Genomic DNA, 19,796 nt, shown 5'->3' on the forward strand with positions numbered 1-19,796 from the left:
TGGTTAAAAAATGACCAGAATAATTTTGTAAAGGTTTGAGCTAACGTTGCTTGGTCATTTATCCTTTACGCGAGTTTTATCCATGTCACCTAATCACTCAATTAATGTAATTGCCTGATGAATACGCGTTTTTATTGCTCTGGATGGTTATAAAGAGTACATTTTGAGCCTGTATTTCATTCATGGTTATTTGCTGTGCTAACTAAGATTTTGCGTTTCTTATGTGTTCTATTATTGGTATTGCTTGCATTTATATTTGGCGTTTCTCTGAATGTGAGTAAAAACCCGAGCGTTATTGACGGCGCAAAAGCGATGGTTGCTGATTTTATGTATCAACCTCAAGCGGCTAGTTTTAAAAATGTCACGTTTTATTCAAACGGCACTAGCATGAAAAATAAAGTGATTGGTCATGTCTGCGGCGAAGTTTTTACTTTTAAGGATGGGAGCCCTTATAAATATAAACGGTTTATCGTCCAAGTGGCCGCAAGTAAGCAGGGCTCATGCGTGTATTCTTTTCCATTATTTGATTTTGAAGGTGAAATAATGTCAGAGAATGACTTTCAAAAGATATGGGGTGATAGTTGTGAATAAGATTACGGCTAAAAAATTAATTTTGTCCTATGTGAAGTGTTCTATCGGGTTTGCTTAGGTTAACGATTATATCAAGAAAAAAATGGCTCCGAGTAGGAGCCGAAAGGAATGTATTAAATGAGATTAACATTGGTGTTCACTATACCGCTTCTTTAGTTAGCTTATGAATACATAGTTAAAAATATGTTTCTTTTTGTAAGTTTTTAACAGCAAGAGTAACGTTATCAAAGTTAACTAGACTATATTCTTAAAAATAATTAATAAAATTCAATAAGTAATCTAGAAAGTGAGAGCTGTATTTATCTGTAGATTAGGCACTTATCGGCATTCTAGTTGTATAACCCTATTTCCAAAGCATCAAGGTATTTATTGGTTTTAATTTGCATTTTTACTGATCTAACATGGTTGCAGTGAGTTGATGAGGGCAAAACATGAAGAGAGACGAGGTCATTGATTATATACAGAGCTATTATGGTGTAGCTCCTGAGCACCCATGGGCTAAGCTACCTAAATACCTTGTTTTTCGGCATACAAACAACTCAAAGTGGTTTGCTGTTATGATGAGTATTCCAGCAAATAAATTATATGAAGGTGGAGGGGGTAAGATAATTGACATTATAAACCTGAAAGCTGCCCCTGAATTAGTTGGTTCTTTAAGGCTAAATAAAGGTGTTTACCCTGCATACCATATGAACAAGGAGCACTGGGTGACGGTACACCTGAATAGTGATTTTAATAAGCACGAGCTTACCTTGTTGATCGATGAAAGTTATAAATTAACCTATAAATAGCGGGTTGGTTTGTAAACTTGTTACTGTATTTTTTCTTTAGCGTTATGGTATCCAGTTGTTAGTATCATTTACTACCTTCAAACGATAGATCACTAAAAAGGCATGATGATGAAAAAAATTTTAGTCGCAATGGCTTTTACAGCTTTATTAGTTGGCTGTGATAGCAAGCCTGATGCTCCATTTGGCTTAACTTGGGGGCAGTCAATGGAAAGTATCAACTTTGTTAAAGATGGTAACTGTGAAACGAAAGAAAATATCACAACTTGTAAGTTTGAAAATCAGAAGCCTTTTAATCAATGGTCCTATTCAAATGAACTCACCTTTGATAAAGGAGCGCTGGTCAAAGTTATTTCTACATTCGCGGGGATTGATGGGCGTAATCCCAGTTTCCAGAATTTTAATGAAAAGCTGAATATTGAAGCTGATTTTCTGCAAAAAAATGGTTTCAATGCAGACCTCATCACTAAGATAAAGCAAAATTGCCAAAACAGTGAGGCTTGCGATAAAACAAGTGAGAGGTTCACAACACCTATAGGTAACATTAGTATTTGGCTGACAACTAAATCAACACACAACCCCATTGGGGTTGTAACATTCACACCTTAATACTTTGGGTTATATTAAAAATAACTTGATTGGTCGTTATTTATAATAAATTTAATTTAAATATAAGCGGCATATGGTTATTAAATTAGTAAACTAATGTTATTAATTGGCAGTTAAAGCATTAATGGTTATTAATTAAGGCAGATTAATCTTAATTATGAAATATTGAAAAATGAGCCCAATGGATATTGGGTTGTTTTTTCTCAAAGTCATAATCTTTTTTAGTCAAAAAAAGAGTCTTAGTCTGATTTTTAATTGCTTCATTAATAATATTTAGTTTATTTAATATTTTAATTTAAGTAGGGTTACTTAGTGGGAATTGTTGGTAATTCCTAATTAAATCATTATGTTAAGTATTGCTGTTATACCTGTTTAATGTAATATTGAATTTGTTTGAAATTCCCTTGGTTATATTTATGTTTAAACCGCCTGAGTGGCGGTTTTTTTTTACCATTTATCCGATATCCAAAGCCCACTCTTTTTCATCGCAAAACCAAAAAGTATGCCAACAAGTAATGATTGAATGGTAATTAACCATGCGCCTTGTGTTGCAAAAATAGTGCATGTCCCCACAAAGGTACCGGGTATATAAGCTAGCCACTGTTTTTTGGCTTGAATACACATAAAAAAAGCAACTAAGCCTGTAATAAAATAACCCACATAACTGGGTAGATGTTGAATATAATGGCCACTATTGAGGATCACTAACCCCCAAATAACGCCACTACTAACCGTTAAAGCAGTAATACCAAGCCCTTTAACGCCATCTTTTGGATAAGCAAAATAAGCTGTACAGCCAAGAAAACCAGCCCAGCTAATTAACCCTAAAGAGTCTGCGACCCAAGCCCAAATACCAGAGAGAATGGCGGTGGTTAACGAAAGACAAAATAGTAATTTCACAATATGCACTTTAAGTTATGTAGAGTATATCTCTAGGTTGTATGACTTTAAGTTGATTCGATTCAGCTTTGTGTTCTTTTTAATAGCCTGATGCTGTTAATGGGTATAGCACCAAGTTAACTTATTAATAATAAGGTGATTATTGCTTGAATGAGGAGGATGCCCCCTTGTAAAGGCGAGCATTGTATAGAGATAAATAAAGCGTTGCAATTTGTATCCGCGATTATTTACGCTTAGATCAATTGCAATCGATTACATCGCACAATGGTGTAAAATATCAGCTTAGCTTAAAGGGGATAGCGCTGCGATAAGTGAACCAATATTGATAGAGTGTAAACAGGACGATGTATAGAATGACACTTTTTGCCAATTTTTGATGCAGTTTGTTAAATAACATGGTATTTTTCTGTCAAATTTCACTATACTTTGTTTTTTCAGGGAATTTTAACTCAATTTGTTCACTTTCTTTATCATTAATAGGGTGTTGAATAAATTGCGTTCAATCTAGATGTCATTTTTTGCATATTGTTAGTAAATAAAAAAGCCGATAATGTTTTTTATACTTATTCTTTTAAAAATAGCTAAATAACCTAATGTGTCAGCCTATTTAACTCTTAATATCTATTTTTACTATATTTATTAAGTGGTTGTGGCCGCCATTGTGGTGATATAGCAACTTTAGCTGAGCAATAGATTTAATTATTGAGAATAAAGACTGAATTAATAGGATTTAAACCATGGCAGTAAGAGAAATTATTGAAATCCCTGATGAGAGACTGCGTATTAAATGTAGCCCTGTGACGGATTTCGCCGCAGTTCAAACCTTAATTGACGATTTAATCGATACCATGTACAGCACTGATAATGGGATTGGCCTTGCTGCAACCCAAATTGCTGAAACCAAGTCGATTATGGTGATAGATATTTCAGAAAACCGCGATCAACCAATGGTGTTTGTGAACCCTGAAATCGTGGAAAGTGAAGGGGAAACTAGCTACCAAGAAGGGTGTTTGTCAGTCCCTGAAATTTATGCGGATGTAGCGCGTTTTCTGCGTGTTAAAGTTAAAGCATTCGATAGGCATGGCAAAGCGTTTGAAGTCGATACTGATGAGTTCTTGGCGATTGTGATGCAGCATGAAATTGACCACTTACATGGCAAAGTGTTCCTCGACCATCTATCACCACTAAAACGTAATATGCTATTGAAAAAGCTGAAAAAACAACAGCGTTTAAAACAGCAACAATAGTCGTTTTTGGTATTTATATCCGAAATGGCGTGTCAGGTCTAATGGCCTGACACACGGACTGGTTTTTATTCCATGGGGCGAATGACAATCGGGGTATCTGGCTCATCAAATTGGCCGTAGCTATTATTGAGTACCCGTTTTTGGTCTAATTGTTTCATTTCTTTGCTTAAGAAATTTAAATGCTGCTGTAAATATTCTTTAGTAATACGTTCATTTTCAATAATTTTATGCAATAACTGAATAAATTCTTCAGTGATTGGTTGTTGTTGTTCGAACGCTTGGGTCAACTGGGTGAGGTTTTCCACCGCAAGGACATATTCTGTCTCGCGGGAGACTAATGTCTCCCATTCCCCGGATTGCGCTAAGGCAACTAACTCTTCACTCAATACTAAGACATTACGGTATATTTCATGTAAATCGATAGGATTTTTATTGTCCACCTGATTATCTTTCATCCACATTTGCACCGATTTGCTGCCATGCAGAAGCGATATCGGAGAGTAATTGGTAAACTTCTTGGACATAAGCCACGTTGTTTTCGAGGTTGGCGCGAAGTAACTGCATTGTCATATACTCATACAAGCTTGCTAAATTTTCAGCAAGCTCGCCGCCAGCCTCATAATTTAACGACTGCTTTAACCCTGTGTCAATGATGTCGATAGCTTTTGAGATTTCTTTACCTTTTTCCGCCACCTTACCCTGCTGCATAAAAATCTCACCGCGTTTCAGGGCACTAAGCGCCCCTTTAAACAGAATCTGGATCAACTGGTATGGTGTCGCATTGGTAATTTCACTTTCCAAATCAACCTGCTGATAGGCTTGCTGTGCGTGTCTTTGATACATAATGTTTAACCTAAAAGTCGACCTAAAGAGTTAGTGGTACTATTGAGTGAGCTCATCATTTTGTCGAGGTTTTGGAACTGTCGACGGTGCATGTCCATGGTATTTTCGATTTGTTTATTAGTTTGCTCAATACGTTTGTCTAAGCTTTTCTTTTTCTTTTGAATACCATCGGTAGCATTGTGTAACGTGCCTTCTTTGCTGTCTAAAGTGTCTTTTAAGAAGTTAAAGTTTTCGGTAGCAAAACCAGTTTCTTTGCCGTCACCAGCAAAAAATACCTTAACGCTTGACGGGTTTTCTTTAAGCGCTTTATCTAATATTTTATTGTCAATTTCTAGCGTGCCGTCTACCTTTTGTTTAACTCCCATTTTATTCAGTAGATCTATCTCACCACTATTTTGTGATGAACGTACTTGAGTACGCATAGTACTTTGAATAACACGTAAAGTTGAATCGCCAATGAGTGGCCCATTGGTTTTATTTGGTGCTGTACCGCTTTCATTTGGTGTGTATTTAGTGAGTTCTTTCGCTAAAGTTTGAAATTCATTATAAGCATCCACCCACGCTTTAATTTTCGCTTTTGCGGGTTCAATGTCTTCGGATACCATTAAATGATCTGCTTTGTTGTCTTCACTTTCTTTTTTTAGCGTTAAGGTTAAACCAGGAAATAAATCTTTGGCTTCATTAGTTTGAGACTCAAGTTCGAATCCATCAATCGTCAAATGAGCATTCTGCGGGGCAACTTTTTGCTCCATACCAATGCCAGCCGGGTTTTTAAGTATTACATTTTTATCAGCGTCTAATTCTGACTCAACGTTTAAAATTGCAGCAAGCTCATCATCGCCTTCGACATTGATGCTAATACGGTTATCCGTACCTTCTTTTTTCGATGTGACAACGAGGTGATATTGCTCATTTTTATCTTTAATGACGGAGGCGGTAACACCTTTATCAGTTTTATTAATTGCATCGGCAAGCTCAATCAACGACGTACTTTGGTTATCAAGTTTGATAACAATTTTATCTTTTTCTTCTTTTTGTGATGGTTGAGTGATGGTAATGGTACGTTCTTTAGCATTACTGCCTAATAATTGTTTATTGTCAGAATGGCCTTTAGTCGCAATAGTTTGTGCTTTAGCTAGTTGTGTGACCAGTACATCATGGACACCTGCCACGGCTTTACCGTCAGTTTTCACATCAAAAGCTTTATATTCTCCGGTGACTTTAGTGGTGCTGATATCGCCGTATTTTTTTAAGTCTTCCGCCGCTTTTTTCAGTTTTTCTAATGATGACTGCATTTTGCCATAGGCACTAATTTGTGCGTCATAACTGGCTTTTTGGGTGGTTAATGGATCAAGTCGACGGCGTTCCATCGCTTCAATTTGGTCCATTTGCACATTTAAATCTAAGTTTGCTCCGATACCGAGTGTAGATATTCCTGCCATGTTTTCTCCTACGCTATGTCTGTGACATAAACCTTGAACATAAAATCTATTTAGACTGTTATCGGCGAAATGGAGCAAAATTTTAGACTATTCTGAAAAAGAGTGATGGCAAGAACTGAGAAGATAAAAGTAGGTAATTATTACTATTGGAATTAAATAATAAGAAAATTAATAAAAACAAATTTGTTTGCTAAAAAATTAAGGGCTAAAAAGCGGGTTATAAAGCCATTTCTGCCCGTGAAAAGAAAAATTTTCACTAAAAAGCCTAAAGGGGACTTTTTTGTAGCCGATAACCTAGTTGCTGACGAAATTCATCAAGTTAAGCATTTGGGCTTAACGCATTAATTTGAATAATAAGGATCACATCATGGCACAAGTTATCAACACTAACATTTTGTCTCTGACCACTCAGAACAATTTAAACCGTTCACAAGGCGTACTAGGTTCTGCAATTGAGCGTTTATCTTCTGGTTCACGCATCAATAGCGCAAAAGACGATGCAGCAGGCCAAGCAATTGCTAACCGTTTTACTGCTAACGTTAAAGGTTTAACTCAAGCATCTCGTAATGCCAATGATGGTATTTCTATCGCACAAACTACTGAAGGTGCTTTAAACGAAATCAATGATAACTTACAACGTATCCGTGAGTTAACAGTTCAAGCGAAAAACGGTACTAACTCTAATTCTGACTTAACTTCAATCCAAAATGAAGTGACCGAACGTTTGGCTGAAATTGACCGTATTTCCAAAGAAACTCAGTTTAACGGTGTAAAAGTACTGAGCGGCGAAAAAACAGATATGAGTATCCAAGTGGGTACTAATGATGGTGAAGTTATCAACTTTAAATTAGATAAAGTTGATACAACTGAATTAGGTGTAGCAAGCGATAAATTATTTACTGAAACTACAACTAAGAAAGGTGTAACTGCGGCGGGCACAACAGATATCGATGCAAAAGATGTTGGTGTTGCTGGTGGTACTACTTATAAAACTGGCTTGACAGTGAAAGAGTACACTGAAGATGGTAAAGCAGTCCCAGGTAAATATGTTGCAACTGAGGGCGGTAAAAGCTATTTGGTAACTGATGCAGACTTTGAGGCTGATGGTACAACTGCAACTCAAGTAAACTTAAAGACTGGTGTAGCAGTTACTGCTCGTGAATTTACAGCAAGTGCTGGTAAAGATGTAAAATCTTTAGATGTTAAAGATGATGCACTGGCAACTTTAGACAATGCAATCAACCAAGTTGACGAAAGCCGTTCTAGATTAGGTGCGATCCAAAACCGTTTCCAATCTACTATCAACAACCTGAACAACTCAGTTAACAACTTAAGTGCTGCTCGTAGCCGTATTCAAGACGCTGACTTCGCGACAGAAGTTTCTAACATGAGCCGTGGTCAAATCCTGCAACAAGCAGGTACTGCTGTGTTAGCACAAGCTAACCAAGTTCCACAAGGTGTTCTGAGCCTGTTACGTTAATTTAGACTTGTATTTTTGATTAAAGGCCAGCGATGCTGGCCTTTTCTTTGCCCGTCATATTTTGCACTACAGGGGTATTGCTTTCATTCGCTCACCCTCATCACGTACCTATGTACGCTCACCGGGATATCTTCACTACAACTTAAATTATTTAAGGGATTCAATTTGTTTTTTTAAAGCTAAATGGAAAATACAATCAAACCCCAAAGATAACCTCCTTTAAATCAAAAATTGCTTCTCAACAAAACCACCACTCTCACTTGTATTGCCAGTAAAATTCCCTAAAAATTGTGTTAAAACAATAATTAACATTGTAATCATTCAAATTTTACCTATTTAGGATAAGGCAAATAAAGCCCTATTTATTGCCTTACTCTACGGATTGAATTCAAATCCAACACTGATAATGAGTACCTTTTATAAAGCTTGAAGGGTGATTCAGGTTGTGAGTGATTTGTATACTGCCGAAGGTGTGATCAATAAAAATAGCCTATGGGAGCGTTATTACCCTCTAATACGCCATGAAGCCCTGAAACTGCAAGTCAGACTACCTGCCAGTGTTGATATTGACGACTTAATTCAAGCGGGGGGCATTGGTTTATTGCATGCATTGGAACGTTTCGATGTTACCCAAGGGGCGTCGTTTGCCACCTATGCGGTGCAACGTATTCGAGGTTCGATGCTCGATGAGCTGCGTAGCCGTGATTGGGTGCCGCGCAGTGTGCGCCGCCAAGCGCGTGAAATGACCAAAGCTATTGGTGCGTTGGAGCAATCGTTAGGGCGCAGTGCTACCGAGCCGGAAATCGCCAAAGCACTGAATATCGACCTTGCGGAGTATCGTCAAGCATTATTAGATACGAATAATAGCCAGTTGTTTTCTTATGATGAGTGGCATGAGGTTCACGGGGAAAGCTGTGAGCCGCAAATGGATGAAGATGATGGCGGCAACCCATTGAGTTTGTTATTGGATTCCAGTTTACGCGACCAAATTGCAGCGGCTATTGAGCAATTGCCTGAGCGTGAGAAAATGGTGCTAACGCTGTATTACCAAGAAGAACTGAATTTGAAAGAGATTGGTGCGGTGTTGGATGTGGGGGAGTCTAGGGTGAGTCAACTTCATAGTCAGGCCGTGAAACGACTTCGTGGCCGCCTTAAGTGATGCTCCTCGATGCTCGTCATACTTCGCATTGTGGGGGTGTCGACTGCGCTCGGCTACTCGGGTCACATACTTGTGTATGCTCCCCGAGATATCCTCACTGGTCTTCTACCCACAACGCGAATTATTTAGAGCATCCGCATAGGGTGAATTTTTAATAAACCCTAAATTGAAACTGTTTTTTTAGATATTCCCTGAGTTTTCGATACTTGTGTATGCTCCCCGAGATATCCTCACTGGTCTTCTACCCACAACACGAATTATTTAGAGCATCCGCATAGGGTGAATTTTTAATAAAACCTAAATTGAAACTGTTTTTTTAGATATTCCCTGAGTTTTCGATACTTGTGTATGCTCCCCGAGATATCCTCACTGGTCTTCTACCCACAACACGAATTATTTAGAGCATCTGCATAGGGTGAATTTTTAATAAACCCTAAATGAAAACTGACTTTTTTAGTGTTTTCTGTATTAGCTAATGAATTAGCTAATACATTGGAGTTAAATAAATCTATTTTTTAAAACACCTTGGTGACTTGCGGCTTATTTTTGTGTTATCTCGCAGCTAAACGCGAATAATGCCATTCTCTTTTTTGATATATTCGATGCACACTTTTAAAAGTGACTCACAATAAAAAGCCATCGAATCCAGCTCTTCATCTAACCATTGGTTTAATTGTGCTTCGGTCACGGTATACACATCATTATCGTAAATTGCGGGTTTAGTGTAGTCCTCATCAAAATAACAGCCTATTTTTTCATCATATAATATCGTTCCCATTAACGTATGATGTACTTCAAGGGCACTTTCGAGGGTATTGATGGCGTCAATTTCTTCATTGGTCATGACAGAAGCATCAAGCAGGTAATCCCAAATATTTTGGGGGCAATGGGCTCGTGTTTGAGTCAAATAAAAGCGCGCTAAGGCAGTTTCTTCAACGGGTTCAGGGTAGGGGATAATAAAAGAAGAATACGTAAATGTGAATTTTTGAGTCAGTAGTCCTTCAAGGGCGGTGACCATATTCTCTTCATGTTCGTAATCGGAATATAAAGCGTAGGATAAAACGCGCAGGTCAAAATAACATTTCATTTTATCCATGACTGTGTGGCATTTCGATATGGCATAAACAGCATGTTTTACCGCTTTTTCATAATCATCAATGCCTTCATATTCTCTAAAGGTTTTAAAAGGAATAACTTGGCTTTTATTTGCTGCTTTAACGGCGCGTATTCTTAAAAGGATAATACTAAAGATAAGGAGTAAGACAGCTAAAAAATAATACATATTGCATCCTGACTAAAAGGTGTACGCGCTATCGCAAACTCACTACGCCACACAGGCGGCTAGGTGACATAAGTGAAATATTATACGCTATTTACTGATCTCGACGCAAAAGAAAGGCTATGTAGATAGTCTATTTATCATTCCCCTTCTATTAATTTAGCCAAAAAATTCTCTGCCGTGGTGTGCCACGCTCTTGGGGATTGAGTAAACCCCAGTCTTAGGTACTCGGTGAGGTTACTGTCGGTCGAAAAAAATAAAAGGTTGCATTCAGAAGGCAGTTCTTCAGCGGCAAGGCGCATTAAATGACGGTCGATACCGTGCTTTTGATAATTGGTATCTATGGCAAGCTCACAGATATAGCAGCAAGAACTAAAATCGGTGACCGCTCTTACAAAACCCACAACTTGCTCTTCATCCCATGCACTAATTAATAAGTCCGCATTATTTAGCATTGCATCTAATTTGGTTAGGTTATCGGTAGGTACGGTTTCTTTAAATGATGACTGATGGATTAAGCGAATAAAATCCTCAATGTTAATGGCAAAATTCATTTTATAGGTCAATCGGTTGGCGATGGCATCCATAAATTCCCCTTGCAAGACGTGAGCTCTCTTATAGGTTTAGCTCTAAATAGCGAAAATTTCCTGTTTTTGTGGGATGTTATCGATTTGCATCTTCATTATTTGCCAATATATTTAATATTTATCATTGTTCTACTATTCCAATTGCCATATAAATGTCTTAAGTTAAATTCAAGGTAAGTCGTTATGTTTAGCCCATTTAAGCAGTAAAGCTAAACACCATATGAATTCTATTCAACAGATAAGTGAACGAGATATGACTATGGAACTAAAGGATTATTACAGCATCATGGGTGTAAAACGCACCGATGATTTAAAAACCATTAAGACCGCGTATCGCCGTTTAGCGCGAAAATATCACCCCGACGTCAGTAAAGAATCGGATGCCGAAGCCCGCTTTAAGGAGATAGCAGAAGCGTGGGCGGTATTAAGTGACAAAGAAAAACGCGCCGAATACGATGAAATGTGGGAACATCGAAATGACCCTTATTTTAATCAAAGGCACCAAGGTCAACAAAGCCAAGGCTATTCCCAACAAGGGTTTGATGCGGGGGGCTTTGATGATATTTTTTCATCGATGTTTTCCCAACGCGCACGCGGCGGCAGTACAAGGCAAGCACGCAGCCATCGTGGCCATGACTTAGAGGTTGAATTAGCCGTTTTCCTTGAAGAAAGCCAAGAGTCACATAAACGCACTATCAGTTATAACTTACCGGTCTACAACGCTTTTGGTTTTATCGAAAATGAAATCCCTAAAACACTCAATGTGACCATCCCTGCGGGGGTAATTGATGGGCAACGCATTCGCTTAAAAGGGCAAGGGACCGCGGGAGAAAATGGCGGTGAAAACGGTGACTTATGGATAACCATCCGTATTGCGCCACACCCCTTATTCGATATTAAAGGCTATGACCTAGAAGTGGTTGTGCCATTAGCCCCTTGGGAGGCGGCGCTCGGAACTAAAGTTACTATACCAACCTTAAAGGACCCGATTGTTATTACGGTTCCCGCCAATAGCCAAGCGGGGCAAAAATTGCGACTTAAAGGTAAAGGGCTGAAACATAAAGATAGTGCAGGGGATTTATACGCCATTATAAAAATTGTAATGCCCGATAGTAATGATGCGGAATCGAAAGCATTGTGGCAGAAGTTGGCGGAGGCTCAAACGCATTTTGACCCACGTAAAAATTGGGGAGGTAAATAATGGAACAGTTAACTACATTAACCGTTATTGATTTCTGCTTTCATACGGGGATTGCTGAAGATGAATTACAGGAAATCGTCGGGCTTGGGATTGTACAACCTATTGAAATCAGAGATGAATGGTTATTTGACGACCAAGCCGTGGTGGTCGTGAGAAGGGCGGTACGCCTTTATCATGAATTAGAGATTGACTGGCCGGGCATCGCAATGGCAATGAGCCTGATGGACCAAAATGAAAGGCTACGGCGCGAAAATGAGATGTTGCGTTTACAGTTGCAGCGTTTTATTGGTTAGCTTAGTTAGTGTTGTCAATGAGTTAGTCACTAACCACCATAAGCCTTGTTCAGTGAAATTAGGCTTGTGGTGGTTATTTATGTGAGTATTTTAGCTCTTGATTAAACGCTGTTTATTGATTCATCATGATAATGAGCCGCCCCATTTTATGGGGTGCTAATATTTTGTTTATCTAACAAGTCTTGAACTCGGGTATGCCATGCAAGAGTAAAGGGGTTAAACCCTTGTTTGAGATAATAGTCTTGAGTCTCTTCAGTAGAAAGGAAAATAATACTGCATTTCGTTGGAAGCTCAGTTGCTATCATTTGAATTAACTGTGTCCCAATCCCGTTATTTTGGTAGTCATTGTGGATTATCATTTCAGATATATAACAGCAGAAACTAAAATCAGTTATGGCCCGAATATAAGCAATAAATCGTTGGTCTAACCAAACGCTAATTAACAAATTGGCATTTTCTATCATGCTTCTAAGTTGTTTTGTATCATCAGTAGGGACAATTGAATTTAGTGGAGATTGCTTAATCAGCGAACGAAAATCATCAACGGAAATTGCCGCATTAACTTTATAAGTCAGGTTATTAGCGATAGTACTCATCTTTATTCCCTATAATAAAATGTATTCTTATAGGTTTAGCTTTAAATAGCTAAACTTTCCTGTTTTTATGGGAAATAAATGGGTATTAAATAAAGGTAATGACTTGGTTTAATGGCTTTTATATGTAATAGCCAAAAAAATACCCTTACCATTAGGCAAGGGCAACATAACGACAACGAGATTTTATTTTTTAATTAGAGACTTGCTGCTTCAGCAACTAATTTTGCAAGTTCATCCCAGTTTTCACTGTCAATTAATGCATTTGGTACCATCCACGAACCGCCGCACACTAATACAGACGGTAATGCGGTGTATTCTTTAATATTTTTCATGCCGATACCACCTGTTGGCATAAATTTAACAGGGTAAACGGCGCCGAGTGCTTTGAGCATCGCAACCCCACCAGAGGCTTCTGCAGGGAAGAATTTTAAGGTGGTGAGGTTAAACTCAAGGGCTTGCTCTACCAAGCTTGGGTTATTGACGCCCGGAATGATAATCACATTTTTTTGTTGGCAGTAGGCAACAATTTTCGGGTTAAAGCCTGGGCTGACAATAAAGTCCACGCCTGCTTCAATGGCTTGGTCAACTTGCTGTGTGGTTAATACGGTACCTGCTGCGATCAGCAACTCAGGGTAGGCAGCGCGCATGTTTTTGATAGCTTGTACCGCGGCTGGGGTGCGGAAAGTGACTTCTGCGCACGGTAGGCCATTTTCCACCAACACTTTAGCTAGTGGCGCCCCATGTTCTGCGTGGTTAATGGTGATCACAGGGACAACTTTCAGCTGCTTAATTTTTTCAATTAATTGATTCATGATTAAACCTTTTCAATGGGGGCTAAAGTAATGGTTGGCATGGCCTCGGATGGAATAATCGCTCCCCGGTGTTGGATGACGCTTCCAGCCAGTAAATGACCTGTTTTTGCCGAATCGCAAGGGCTGCCACCTAAAATGCGGCAAGCTAGGTAGCCGGCACTAAAGGAATCCCCTGCGGCAGTTGTATCAACAACATGGCTAATTTTATTTGCAGGAATTTCAAAGCGTTGGTTATCAATAACCACAAAACAAGCATCAGCCCCGCGTTTTATCACGATTTCATTAACGCCATATTGTTGAGTGCGAAGAATTGCATCGGTTTCGTGATTATCACCGTATAGCAATTGTTCGTCATCAAAGGTCAAAAAAGCGATATCGGTTAGGCTTAAAATTTGCTGGTAAGCTTGCTGTGCCGCTTGTTTTGAAGGCCAAAGAGCTGGGCGGTAGTTATTATCAAATACAATTTTTGCGCCATGCTGTTTGGCTTGCTGTAAAATTTCTAATAACAATTGGCGTGTGGCGTCAGGTAAAATAGCTAAACTAATGCCACTTAAATAGATGAATTGTTGTGCATTAAGCTGTTGCTGTGTGTGTGCTTTGCTATTTTCATCTAACCAAAATTTTGCTGCTGCGTTATCACGCCAGTAGAAAAAACGGCGTTCACCATTGGGGGCGGTTTCAATTAAATACATACCCGGTAACCGTGTATCAGAAATAAACACATCATCGGTATTGATCCCTTCTTGCTGCCAGCGGGTAAGCATTTGTTGGCTAAATGGGTCTTTCCCTAAACCAGTAATATATCGGGTTGTCACTCCGTGTTTCTGAGTTAAACGTGAGAGGTATAACGCGGTATTTAGCGTGTCCCCACCAAAAGTTTGGCTGTAAAGCTCACCCGATTTTTGTAATTCAACCATGCATTCGCCAATGACGGCAACTTGCGGATGTGTACTCATATTTACCACCTGCGCGATTACGACTTAGTAAACTAATACTGACCTGATAGAGCTATTAAAACTCATTTTATTCATAACTTCAAATAAAAATGAAACGCTGTTTTAAAAATATTGAATCACTGTTCTTGTTTTTCTGTGACCTGCCTATTATGCTATTTAGCCTAGAGTGGTATTGGCTGGTTTCGCTATAATATCGCTATCAATTGAATTGGATGATGGAAAAGAAATGGATAAGACGACTCAAACGGACGCCGTTTCAGCTGTAGTCAAAGTATTTAGCATACTTAGCGCTCTTGGTGAACAAAAGGAAATCGGTGTATCGGAGCTTTCCCAGCGTTTGCTGATGTCAAAAGCGACAACATTTCGTTTCTTACAAACCATGAAACAGCTGGGGTATGTGGAGCAAGAAGGTGAGGCAGATAAATACTCACTGACATTGAAGCTTTTCGAATTAGGGGCGAAATCCCTCGAGTACGTTGACCTGATTGAAATTGCAGATAAAGAAATGCGCCAGATTGGCCGACTCACCAATGAGGCCGTGCATTTAGGCGCATTAGATGAAGACGCTATCATTTATATTCACAAAATAGATTCTAGTTATAATTTACGTATGTATTCACGGGTCGGTCGCCGTAACCCGTTGTATTGTACCGCGATAGGTAAAATTTTATTGGCTTGGCAAAGTGAAGACGCTATTCGCTGTGCATTAAAAGATGAATTATTTACCAAAAAAACCAATACCACGATTTTAACGTTGGATGATTTGCTGGCGGAATTAGCCACTGTTCGCGAATGTCATTATGCGCAGGATAGGGAAGAACAAGAGCTTGGTTTACGTTGTATCGCTGTCCCAGTATATGACCGGTTAGGGCATGTGATTGCAGGGCTATCCATTTCATTTCCAACGATCCGCTTTGATGAACAATGTATTGATGATTATGTTGAATTACTAAAAACGGCGGGGCGCAATATTTCAGAAAAAATGGGTTATCACCAATACCTATAATATTGGTGATAACGGGTTATCTATGAGTTAAGTTTTTGAGTAAATAGTTCTGTATATTGAAAATCATAGGTTTGTTCTGGGTTACCTGAGCTTGTTGCTTCTGGGTAGGGTTTATTACCAGGACGGTCACGGGTTAAGCTCCACATCGACACGAGGTTCAAACCTATTTTTTTTGCGAATTCGCTTAGAATGTCGGCATCATGGAAACTGAACATAGCATGGTCATCATTTAGGCCAATCATCGGGGTAATTTGAACGTAATTATACATTTCCTTATCTTCTACCGATGGGTAGAAAGGTTTTAATTGGTTTTTAATACTGATGGCAGCCTTGATAGCGGCATCGCCCAAGCTAATGATGTTTGGGTCATAATAATCCATTGCCATTCCATTAACTTTCATGACCAAACCTGCTTCTACAGATTTTTTCACTAATGCTAATCCAGTATTTGTTAACCCTGTCGGTAGGGTGGGTAGGGTTAGGCTCAAGGTGATTTTTGGGTTATTGTCGACAATCACTTTTAAAGCAGAAAATGCATTATCAGCATCATAGAGGCCATTTTCGAAGTCTAAATCTATATGCGATGCGTTTAGTTTATCGATAGCTTCTTGATAGGTTTTGATCAGTTCTTCTTGTGTCTGTACCAATGAGACATCTTGATTAGCGGCTCCTCCGAATGACACTGCAACTTTTACCCCGCCAGCAATAAGTTCGTCACACAAGGGTTTAGCCCAGTTTATTGGCATTGTGGGTTGGGCGGACCATGCCGCTTGTCTATTTCGGTCCGCAGTTAAAAAACCAAGGTAAAGTATATCAACCCCATATTGGATTGCAGCTTGGCTGTATTTAGCATTTGGCCTGCCATCAGGGTAGTTTTGCCAATCGTTCCAAGTGGCATCGACACTGACATCGATATAAGGACCAAAATAGGTTTTATTCATTGTATATTCCTAGTCTAATGAGTTAGATAAAGTGAAATTGGTGCCCAATACTAACTAATAGGGCAAAGTCACTTTTATAGAAAATAGGCTTAGGAACAAGACTAAAAATTATTAGTAATCTGATAAGTTACAGTTCTATTATGATCATGATAATGGAGGTAATTCGATACAAATTATTTGGCTAATTTGAATGACGGTAGTTAGCCTTTTTTGCATATTGGCTTATTTAATATCATCACGCCATTGGTCTTTCATGTGAGTGTTAATTATTTAAAAACAAATGGTTATGATTAAGATGAACTGTATTTATATTTCTGATGCATGATTAATGTCATGCTAATAGTTCATTACTAATAGTATCTATATCAATCAATTGATTTGATGTTTTATTATAATTAACATATTGAATAATAAGATTATATTATATTTTATTTTAATCATTTTTGGATGTGATAATTCTGCGTTATATAATACTGACTTACAGGCACAGTAGGATATTCATATGTTTAAAAAGATTATTTTTGTTATTTTTCTTAGTTTCACTACTTACGGCTTTGCCAGCGATTTTACCTTTAAAGAAAAATCACCCGCTGATCGCGAGTTTAATCAAGACTACCAAGGTGCTAAAAAATTACAGGCACAACAAAAGTTTGTCTTTGATCCCAAGAAGAAACTTCCAGCAGAGGAACAAAGTTATCAAGCTTTATTAGACCAACGTAATGCGGATGAAAATTCAATACTACATCAGTTTAATGCTTGTGATGCCAACCCTACGGGAGCAGGGTGCCCAAACTCTAGGCCTTGGGTGAATGACCGACAACAAATGAAGAAAATGTTGGAGCAAGCGGGGCGCTACTGATAAGCAGGTTTACTGAGAAATAAGGGAGCAATAGGCTCCCTTATTGATTTTAAGTTAACTTGATTCAGGGAAAGTCAATGTTGCTCCTGGAGCTTCACGGCTTAAGTGAATGAAATTCATATGTTTTTCATATTGGTCGAGAATATCGCTAATTACCTGCTCTTTGGTATAATCCATTAAATCATTCCCTTGGGAACCCTCCCATAAGAAGGTTTCTAAACGGTAATAATGGGATTTCCCCGAGCGGGCGCGATAAGTAAAGCCAGGAACAGAATAGCGTTGCGGCCAGACTTGATAGATAAAGCTTTGTTCATCATCAAGGTCAACGGTCAGCTCTAAATGTTCTAACCGTTCATCTGCAATTGGTGGCATCGTATTAAACTCCACTTTTGCTCCCCTTAAAGATAACTCTTTCGCCACTTCTTGCATCGCAGGGATACAAACTAAATCAAGCATCCGTTGCGTATAAGTCGTACCGGGGAAGTTCATCACACGGCCTAAACGTTGTTTCCAATTGAGGGTACCATTGCCATACAGTGGTGCGGGTGCATTGGTGTTTAATGAGCTAACGCGCCTAAAATCTTCGACTTTTAATGACTTATATAACCCTGCCATAATGAAGAAAATGACGAAGCTAAAAGGTAGCCCCATGATCACCGTGGTATTTTGTAAGGCAGCAACTCCATCAGTCATTAGCATTCCTAGAGTTAGTAAGCCAATCGCGACGGACCAAAATATACGCAACCAATTAGGTGCATCATTATTGATATCACTGAGTTTCGAGGTGAAATTCCCTAATACTAATGAGCCGGAATCCGCAGAAGTAACATAAAAAAGTAACCCTGTGATGGTGGCGATTGAGGCGGTTAAACCAAAGCCAGGATAGAGCTCAAGTAGGGAATAAAACCCTTTTTCAGGGGCTTCGAGTACAGTTTGTGCTAACTCACTATTGCCATGAATGATTTCATATAAAGCACTATTTCCGAAAATGGATAGCCACAATAAAGTGAAAACAAAAGGAATAATTAAAGTACCAATCACAAATTGACGGATCGTTCGGCCACGAGAGATGCGGGCGAGGAATAACCCAACGAATGGCGACCATGCCACCCACCAAGCCCAGAAGAACAATGTCCAGCTATTCATCCAATCAGTTGGGCGGTCAAATGCGAAGCTATTGAGTGTCATCCCCATAAAGCGGTTGACGTAATCCCCTACATTGAGCACTAACGCATTGAGCAAGAACTCAGTATCACCGACAAATAATATGAATAAAATCAAGCCTAAAGCTAGAAGCACATTGAGCTCGGAGAGTATACGGATACCCTTATTAACCCCAGAGGTCGCTGAAATCACCGCCATGACAACGGATAGAAAGATCAAGCCAGTTTGTACCGTTAAGCCTTGCGGTAAGTCAAACAACACTTTTAGCCCATAATTGAGTTGTACTACCCCAATACCAAGTGTCGTTGCGATACCAAAGATAGTCCCCAGTACTGCAGCAATATCAACGGTATGGCCGATAGGCCCCTCAATGCGTTTACCAAAAATAGGGTAAAGTGCAGACCGAATGGTCAGAGGTAAATTATAACGATAGCTAAAGTACCCTAAAGCTATACCCATTAATGCATACATAGACCAGCCCGTTAGGCCATAGTGGAATAGTGTCCACACCATCGACTGACGGGCTGCTTCTAAGGTTTCTCCATCGCCTGTTGGCGGAAGCATATATTGAGTGACGGGTTCAGCTACAGAGAAAAACATTAAATCAATACCAATCCCCGCAGCGAATAGCATTGCAGACCAGCTAAGAACGCTAAATTCAGGTTTGGATTGCTCAGGACCGAGTTTGATATTCCCAAAGCGTGATGTTGCAATAAAAATAACAAAAACAATGTACAAGGTTGCCGCTAATAGGTAATACCAACCAAAGGTTTTTGATACCCAACCTAAGGTGGCGACGATCCACTGATTTGCTGTTTCGGTCATCAGAATTGTAAAAAAAGAAAACGCTAGAATAAGACCAGCGGAAGTGAAAAAAACCACAGAATTTAATTTGTCTTTCTGCTGATTTTTCGAACTATGTTGAGTTGTCATCGGCAGTTCCACATTTTTATTTATTTAACAGGTTAAAATTACTTTTCACTCTAACTAATTGATTAATTAGTGTGAATTTGGTTTTCCTCCATATCCCTCCTGCATATATT

General features: G+C 39.0%; 21 protein-coding genes. 10 read left to right on the top strand and 11 right to left on the bottom strand.

What is annotated here, in order from left to right; genetic code table 11:
- Positions 1-273 precede the first annotated feature (273 nt).
- From P3L56_RS07975 to P3L56_RS07985, 3 genes are all read left to right on the top strand, one after another.
- Positions 274-591: a hypothetical protein gene (locus tag P3L56_RS07975; RefSeq protein WP_210831493.1), complete on the top strand. Its 318-nt coding sequence runs from the start codon at positions 274-276 to the stop codon at positions 589-591.
- A 431-nt stretch (positions 592-1,022) separates the two neighbouring features.
- A complete protein-coding gene (locus P3L56_RS07980) occupies positions 1,023-1,382 on the top strand; it encodes an MmcQ/YjbR family DNA-binding protein (RefSeq protein ID WP_198861299.1) in 360 nt (119 codons plus the stop codon).
- Between the two features lie 108 nt (positions 1,383-1,490).
- Positions 1,491-1,988, top strand: a complete 498-nt coding sequence (locus P3L56_RS07985; protein ID WP_048606812.1) for a hypothetical protein — start codon at positions 1,491-1,493, stop codon at positions 1,986-1,988.
- Between the two features lie 447 nt (positions 1,989-2,435).
- Here the strand turns inward: P3L56_RS07985 and P3L56_RS07990 are convergent, their stop codons facing one another.
- Entirely contained in the window at positions 2,436-2,888 is a 453-nt protein-coding gene (locus P3L56_RS07990) for a DUF1097 domain-containing protein (protein ID WP_042844220.1), read from the bottom strand.
- Positions 2,889-3,625: 737 nt separating this feature from the next.
- Here P3L56_RS07990 and def point away from each other — a divergent pair.
- On the top strand, positions 3,626-4,135 hold the full coding sequence (gene def, locus P3L56_RS07995) for a peptide deformylase (RefSeq protein WP_042844218.1): 510 nt from the start codon (positions 3,626-3,628) through the stop codon (positions 4,133-4,135).
- Between the two features lie 65 nt (positions 4,136-4,200).
- Here the strand turns inward: def and fliT are convergent, their stop codons facing one another.
- From fliT to fliD, 3 genes are read right to left on the bottom strand one after another with little or no spacing between them, the layout of a single operon-like run.
- Positions 4,201-4,590, bottom strand: a complete 390-nt coding sequence (gene fliT / locus P3L56_RS08000) for a flagellar protein FliT (protein ID WP_042844217.1) — start codon at positions 4,588-4,590, stop codon at positions 4,201-4,203.
- A complete protein-coding gene (gene fliS / locus P3L56_RS08005) occupies positions 4,580-4,978 on the bottom strand; it encodes a flagellar export chaperone FliS (RefSeq protein WP_004909969.1) in 399 nt (132 codons plus the stop codon). Before fliS ends, fliT begins: the two co-directional genes overlap by 11 nt.
- Before the next feature lie 5 nt (positions 4,979-4,983).
- Entirely contained in the window at positions 4,984-6,420 is a 1,437-nt protein-coding gene (fliD, locus tag P3L56_RS08010) for a flagellar filament capping protein FliD (RefSeq protein WP_129465790.1), read from the bottom strand.
- Positions 6,421-6,787: 367 nt separating this feature from the next.
- Here fliD and P3L56_RS08015 point away from each other — a divergent pair, with 367 nt between their 5' ends.
- On the top strand, positions 6,788-7,900 hold the full coding sequence (locus tag P3L56_RS08015) for a FliC/FljB family flagellin (RefSeq protein ID WP_210815602.1): 1,113 nt from the start codon (positions 6,788-6,790) through the stop codon (positions 7,898-7,900).
- 445 nt (positions 7,901-8,345) lie between these two features.
- Positions 8,346-9,059: an RNA polymerase sigma factor FliA gene (locus tag P3L56_RS08020; RefSeq protein ID WP_042844212.1), complete on the top strand. Its 714-nt coding sequence runs from the start codon at positions 8,346-8,348 to the stop codon at positions 9,057-9,059.
- Between the two features lie 562 nt (positions 9,060-9,621).
- Here P3L56_RS08020 and P3L56_RS08025 read toward each other — a convergent pair.
- Positions 9,622-10,341: a DNA-binding protein gene (locus P3L56_RS08025; RefSeq protein WP_210831494.1), complete on the bottom strand. Its 720-nt coding sequence runs from the start codon at positions 10,339-10,341 to the stop codon at positions 9,622-9,624.
- Between the two features lie 137 nt (positions 10,342-10,478).
- Positions 10,479-10,925, bottom strand: coding sequence for a GNAT family N-acetyltransferase (locus P3L56_RS08030; protein WP_166686877.1), 447 nt, complete (start codon positions 10,923-10,925; stop codon positions 10,479-10,481).
- A gap of 259 nt (positions 10,926-11,184) precedes the next feature.
- Between P3L56_RS08030 and cbpA the strand changes: the two genes are divergently transcribed.
- Both cbpA and P3L56_RS08040 read left to right on the top strand, forming a co-directional pair.
- The gene (gene cbpA / locus P3L56_RS08035; RefSeq protein WP_071548837.1) at positions 11,185-12,126 is read left to right on the top strand and encodes a curved DNA-binding protein; all 942 of its coding nucleotides are present in this window, start codon (positions 11,185-11,187) and stop codon (positions 12,124-12,126) included.
- Positions 12,126-12,419, top strand: a complete 294-nt coding sequence (locus P3L56_RS08040) for a chaperone modulator CbpM (protein ID WP_042844210.1) — start codon at positions 12,126-12,128, stop codon at positions 12,417-12,419. Before cbpA ends, P3L56_RS08040 begins: the two co-directional genes overlap by 1 nt.
- A 146-nt stretch (positions 12,420-12,565) precedes the next feature.
- Here the strand turns inward: P3L56_RS08040 and P3L56_RS08045 are convergent, their stop codons facing one another.
- The 3 genes from P3L56_RS08045 to P3L56_RS08055 form a co-directional block, all read right to left on the bottom strand.
- Positions 12,566-13,015 carry a GNAT family N-acetyltransferase gene (locus P3L56_RS08045; protein WP_131679928.1) on the bottom strand — a complete coding sequence of 150 codons (450 nt, stop codon included), beginning with the start codon at positions 13,013-13,015 and terminating at the stop codon, positions 12,566-12,568.
- A gap of 194 nt (positions 13,016-13,209) precedes the next feature.
- Entirely contained in the window at positions 13,210-13,827 is a 618-nt protein-coding gene (locus P3L56_RS08050; RefSeq protein ID WP_131679929.1) for a bifunctional 4-hydroxy-2-oxoglutarate aldolase/2-dehydro-3-deoxy-phosphogluconate aldolase, read from the bottom strand.
- A gap of 2 nt (positions 13,828-13,829) precedes the next feature.
- A complete protein-coding gene (locus P3L56_RS08055; protein ID WP_210831495.1) occupies positions 13,830-14,783 on the bottom strand; it encodes a sugar kinase in 954 nt (317 codons plus the stop codon).
- Positions 14,784-15,009: 226 nt separating this feature from the next.
- On the opposite strand from P3L56_RS08055, the gene kdgR reads away from it, so the two are divergent.
- Positions 15,010-15,789 (top strand): DNA-binding transcriptional regulator KdgR, encoded by a 780-nt coding sequence (gene kdgR, locus P3L56_RS08060; protein ID WP_198861303.1) that lies wholly within the window; start codon positions 15,010-15,012, stop codon positions 15,787-15,789.
- A gap of 20 nt (positions 15,790-15,809) precedes the next feature.
- Here the strand turns inward: kdgR and P3L56_RS08065 are convergent, their stop codons facing one another.
- On the bottom strand, positions 15,810-16,730 hold the full coding sequence (locus P3L56_RS08065; RefSeq protein WP_210831496.1) for a chitinase: 921 nt from the start codon (positions 16,728-16,730) through the stop codon (positions 15,810-15,812).
- 502 nt (positions 16,731-17,232) lie between these two features.
- On the opposite strand from P3L56_RS08065, the gene P3L56_RS08070 reads away from it, so the two are divergent.
- Positions 17,233-17,589, top strand: coding sequence for a hypothetical protein (locus P3L56_RS08070; RefSeq protein WP_166686064.1), 357 nt, complete (start codon positions 17,233-17,235; stop codon positions 17,587-17,589).
- A 54-nt stretch (positions 17,590-17,643) separates the two neighbouring features.
- Here the strand turns inward: P3L56_RS08070 and P3L56_RS08075 are convergent, their stop codons facing one another.
- Positions 17,644-19,686, bottom strand: a complete 2,043-nt coding sequence (locus P3L56_RS08075) for a choline transporter (protein ID WP_042844202.1) — start codon at positions 19,684-19,686, stop codon at positions 17,644-17,646.
- Positions 19,687-19,796: the final 110 nt, after the last annotated feature.

It is taken from the genome of Providencia sp. PROV024 (genome assembly GCF_032709665.1).
Lineage (GTDB): Bacteria > Pseudomonadota > Gammaproteobacteria > Enterobacterales > Enterobacteriaceae > Providencia > Providencia huashanensis.

Bases quoted from the DNA above. Each gene is read 5' to 3' on its own strand.
- P3L56_RS08025 (WP_210831494.1), bottom strand. From the start codon at position 10,341: ATGTATTATTTTTTAGCTGTCTTACTCCTTATCTTTAGTATTATCCTT.
- P3L56_RS08050 (WP_131679929.1), bottom strand. From the start codon at position 13,827: ATGAATCAATTAATTGAAAAAATTAAGCAGCTGAAAGTTGTCCCTGTG.
- P3L56_RS08070 (WP_166686064.1), top strand. From the start codon at position 17,233: ATGTTTAAAAAGATTATTTTTGTTATTTTTCTTAGTTTCACTACTTAC.
- P3L56_RS07985 (WP_048606812.1), top strand. From the start codon at position 1,491: ATGAAAAAAATTTTAGTCGCAATGGCTTTTACAGCTTTATTAGTTGGC.
- fliS (WP_004909969.1), bottom strand. From the start codon at position 4,978: ATGTATCAAAGACACGCACAGCAAGCCTATCAGCAGGTTGATTTGGAA.
- P3L56_RS07980 (WP_198861299.1), top strand. From the start codon at position 1,023: ATGAAGAGAGACGAGGTCATTGATTATATACAGAGCTATTATGGTGTA.
- P3L56_RS08015 (WP_210815602.1), top strand. From the start codon at position 6,788: ATGGCACAAGTTATCAACACTAACATTTTGTCTCTGACCACTCAGAAC.
- fliT (WP_042844217.1), bottom strand. From the start codon at position 4,590: ATGAAAGATAATCAGGTGGACAATAAAAATCCTATCGATTTACATGAA.
- cbpA (WP_071548837.1), top strand. From the start codon at position 11,185: ATGGAACTAAAGGATTATTACAGCATCATGGGTGTAAAACGCACCGAT.
- P3L56_RS08075 (WP_042844202.1), bottom strand. From the start codon at position 19,686: ATGACAACTCAACATAGTTCGAAAAATCAGCAGAAAGACAAATTAAAT.
- P3L56_RS08055 (WP_210831495.1), bottom strand. From the start codon at position 14,783: ATGAGTACACATCCGCAAGTTGCCGTCATTGGCGAATGCATGGTTGAA.
- kdgR (WP_198861303.1), top strand. From the start codon at position 15,010: ATGGATAAGACGACTCAAACGGACGCCGTTTCAGCTGTAGTCAAAGTA.
- P3L56_RS08030 (WP_166686877.1), bottom strand. From the start codon at position 10,925: ATGGATGCCATCGCCAACCGATTGACCTATAAAATGAATTTTGCCATT.
- P3L56_RS08065 (WP_210831496.1), bottom strand. From the start codon at position 16,730: ATGAATAAAACCTATTTTGGTCCTTATATCGATGTCAGTGTCGATGCC.
- def (WP_042844218.1), top strand. From the start codon at position 3,626: ATGGCAGTAAGAGAAATTATTGAAATCCCTGATGAGAGACTGCGTATT.
- fliD (WP_129465790.1), bottom strand. From the start codon at position 6,420: ATGGCAGGAATATCTACACTCGGTATCGGAGCAAACTTAGATTTAAAT.
- P3L56_RS08040 (WP_042844210.1), top strand. From the start codon at position 12,126: ATGGAACAGTTAACTACATTAACCGTTATTGATTTCTGCTTTCATACG.
- P3L56_RS08045 (WP_131679928.1), bottom strand. From the start codon at position 13,015: ATGAGTACTATCGCTAATAACCTGACTTATAAAGTTAATGCGGCAATT.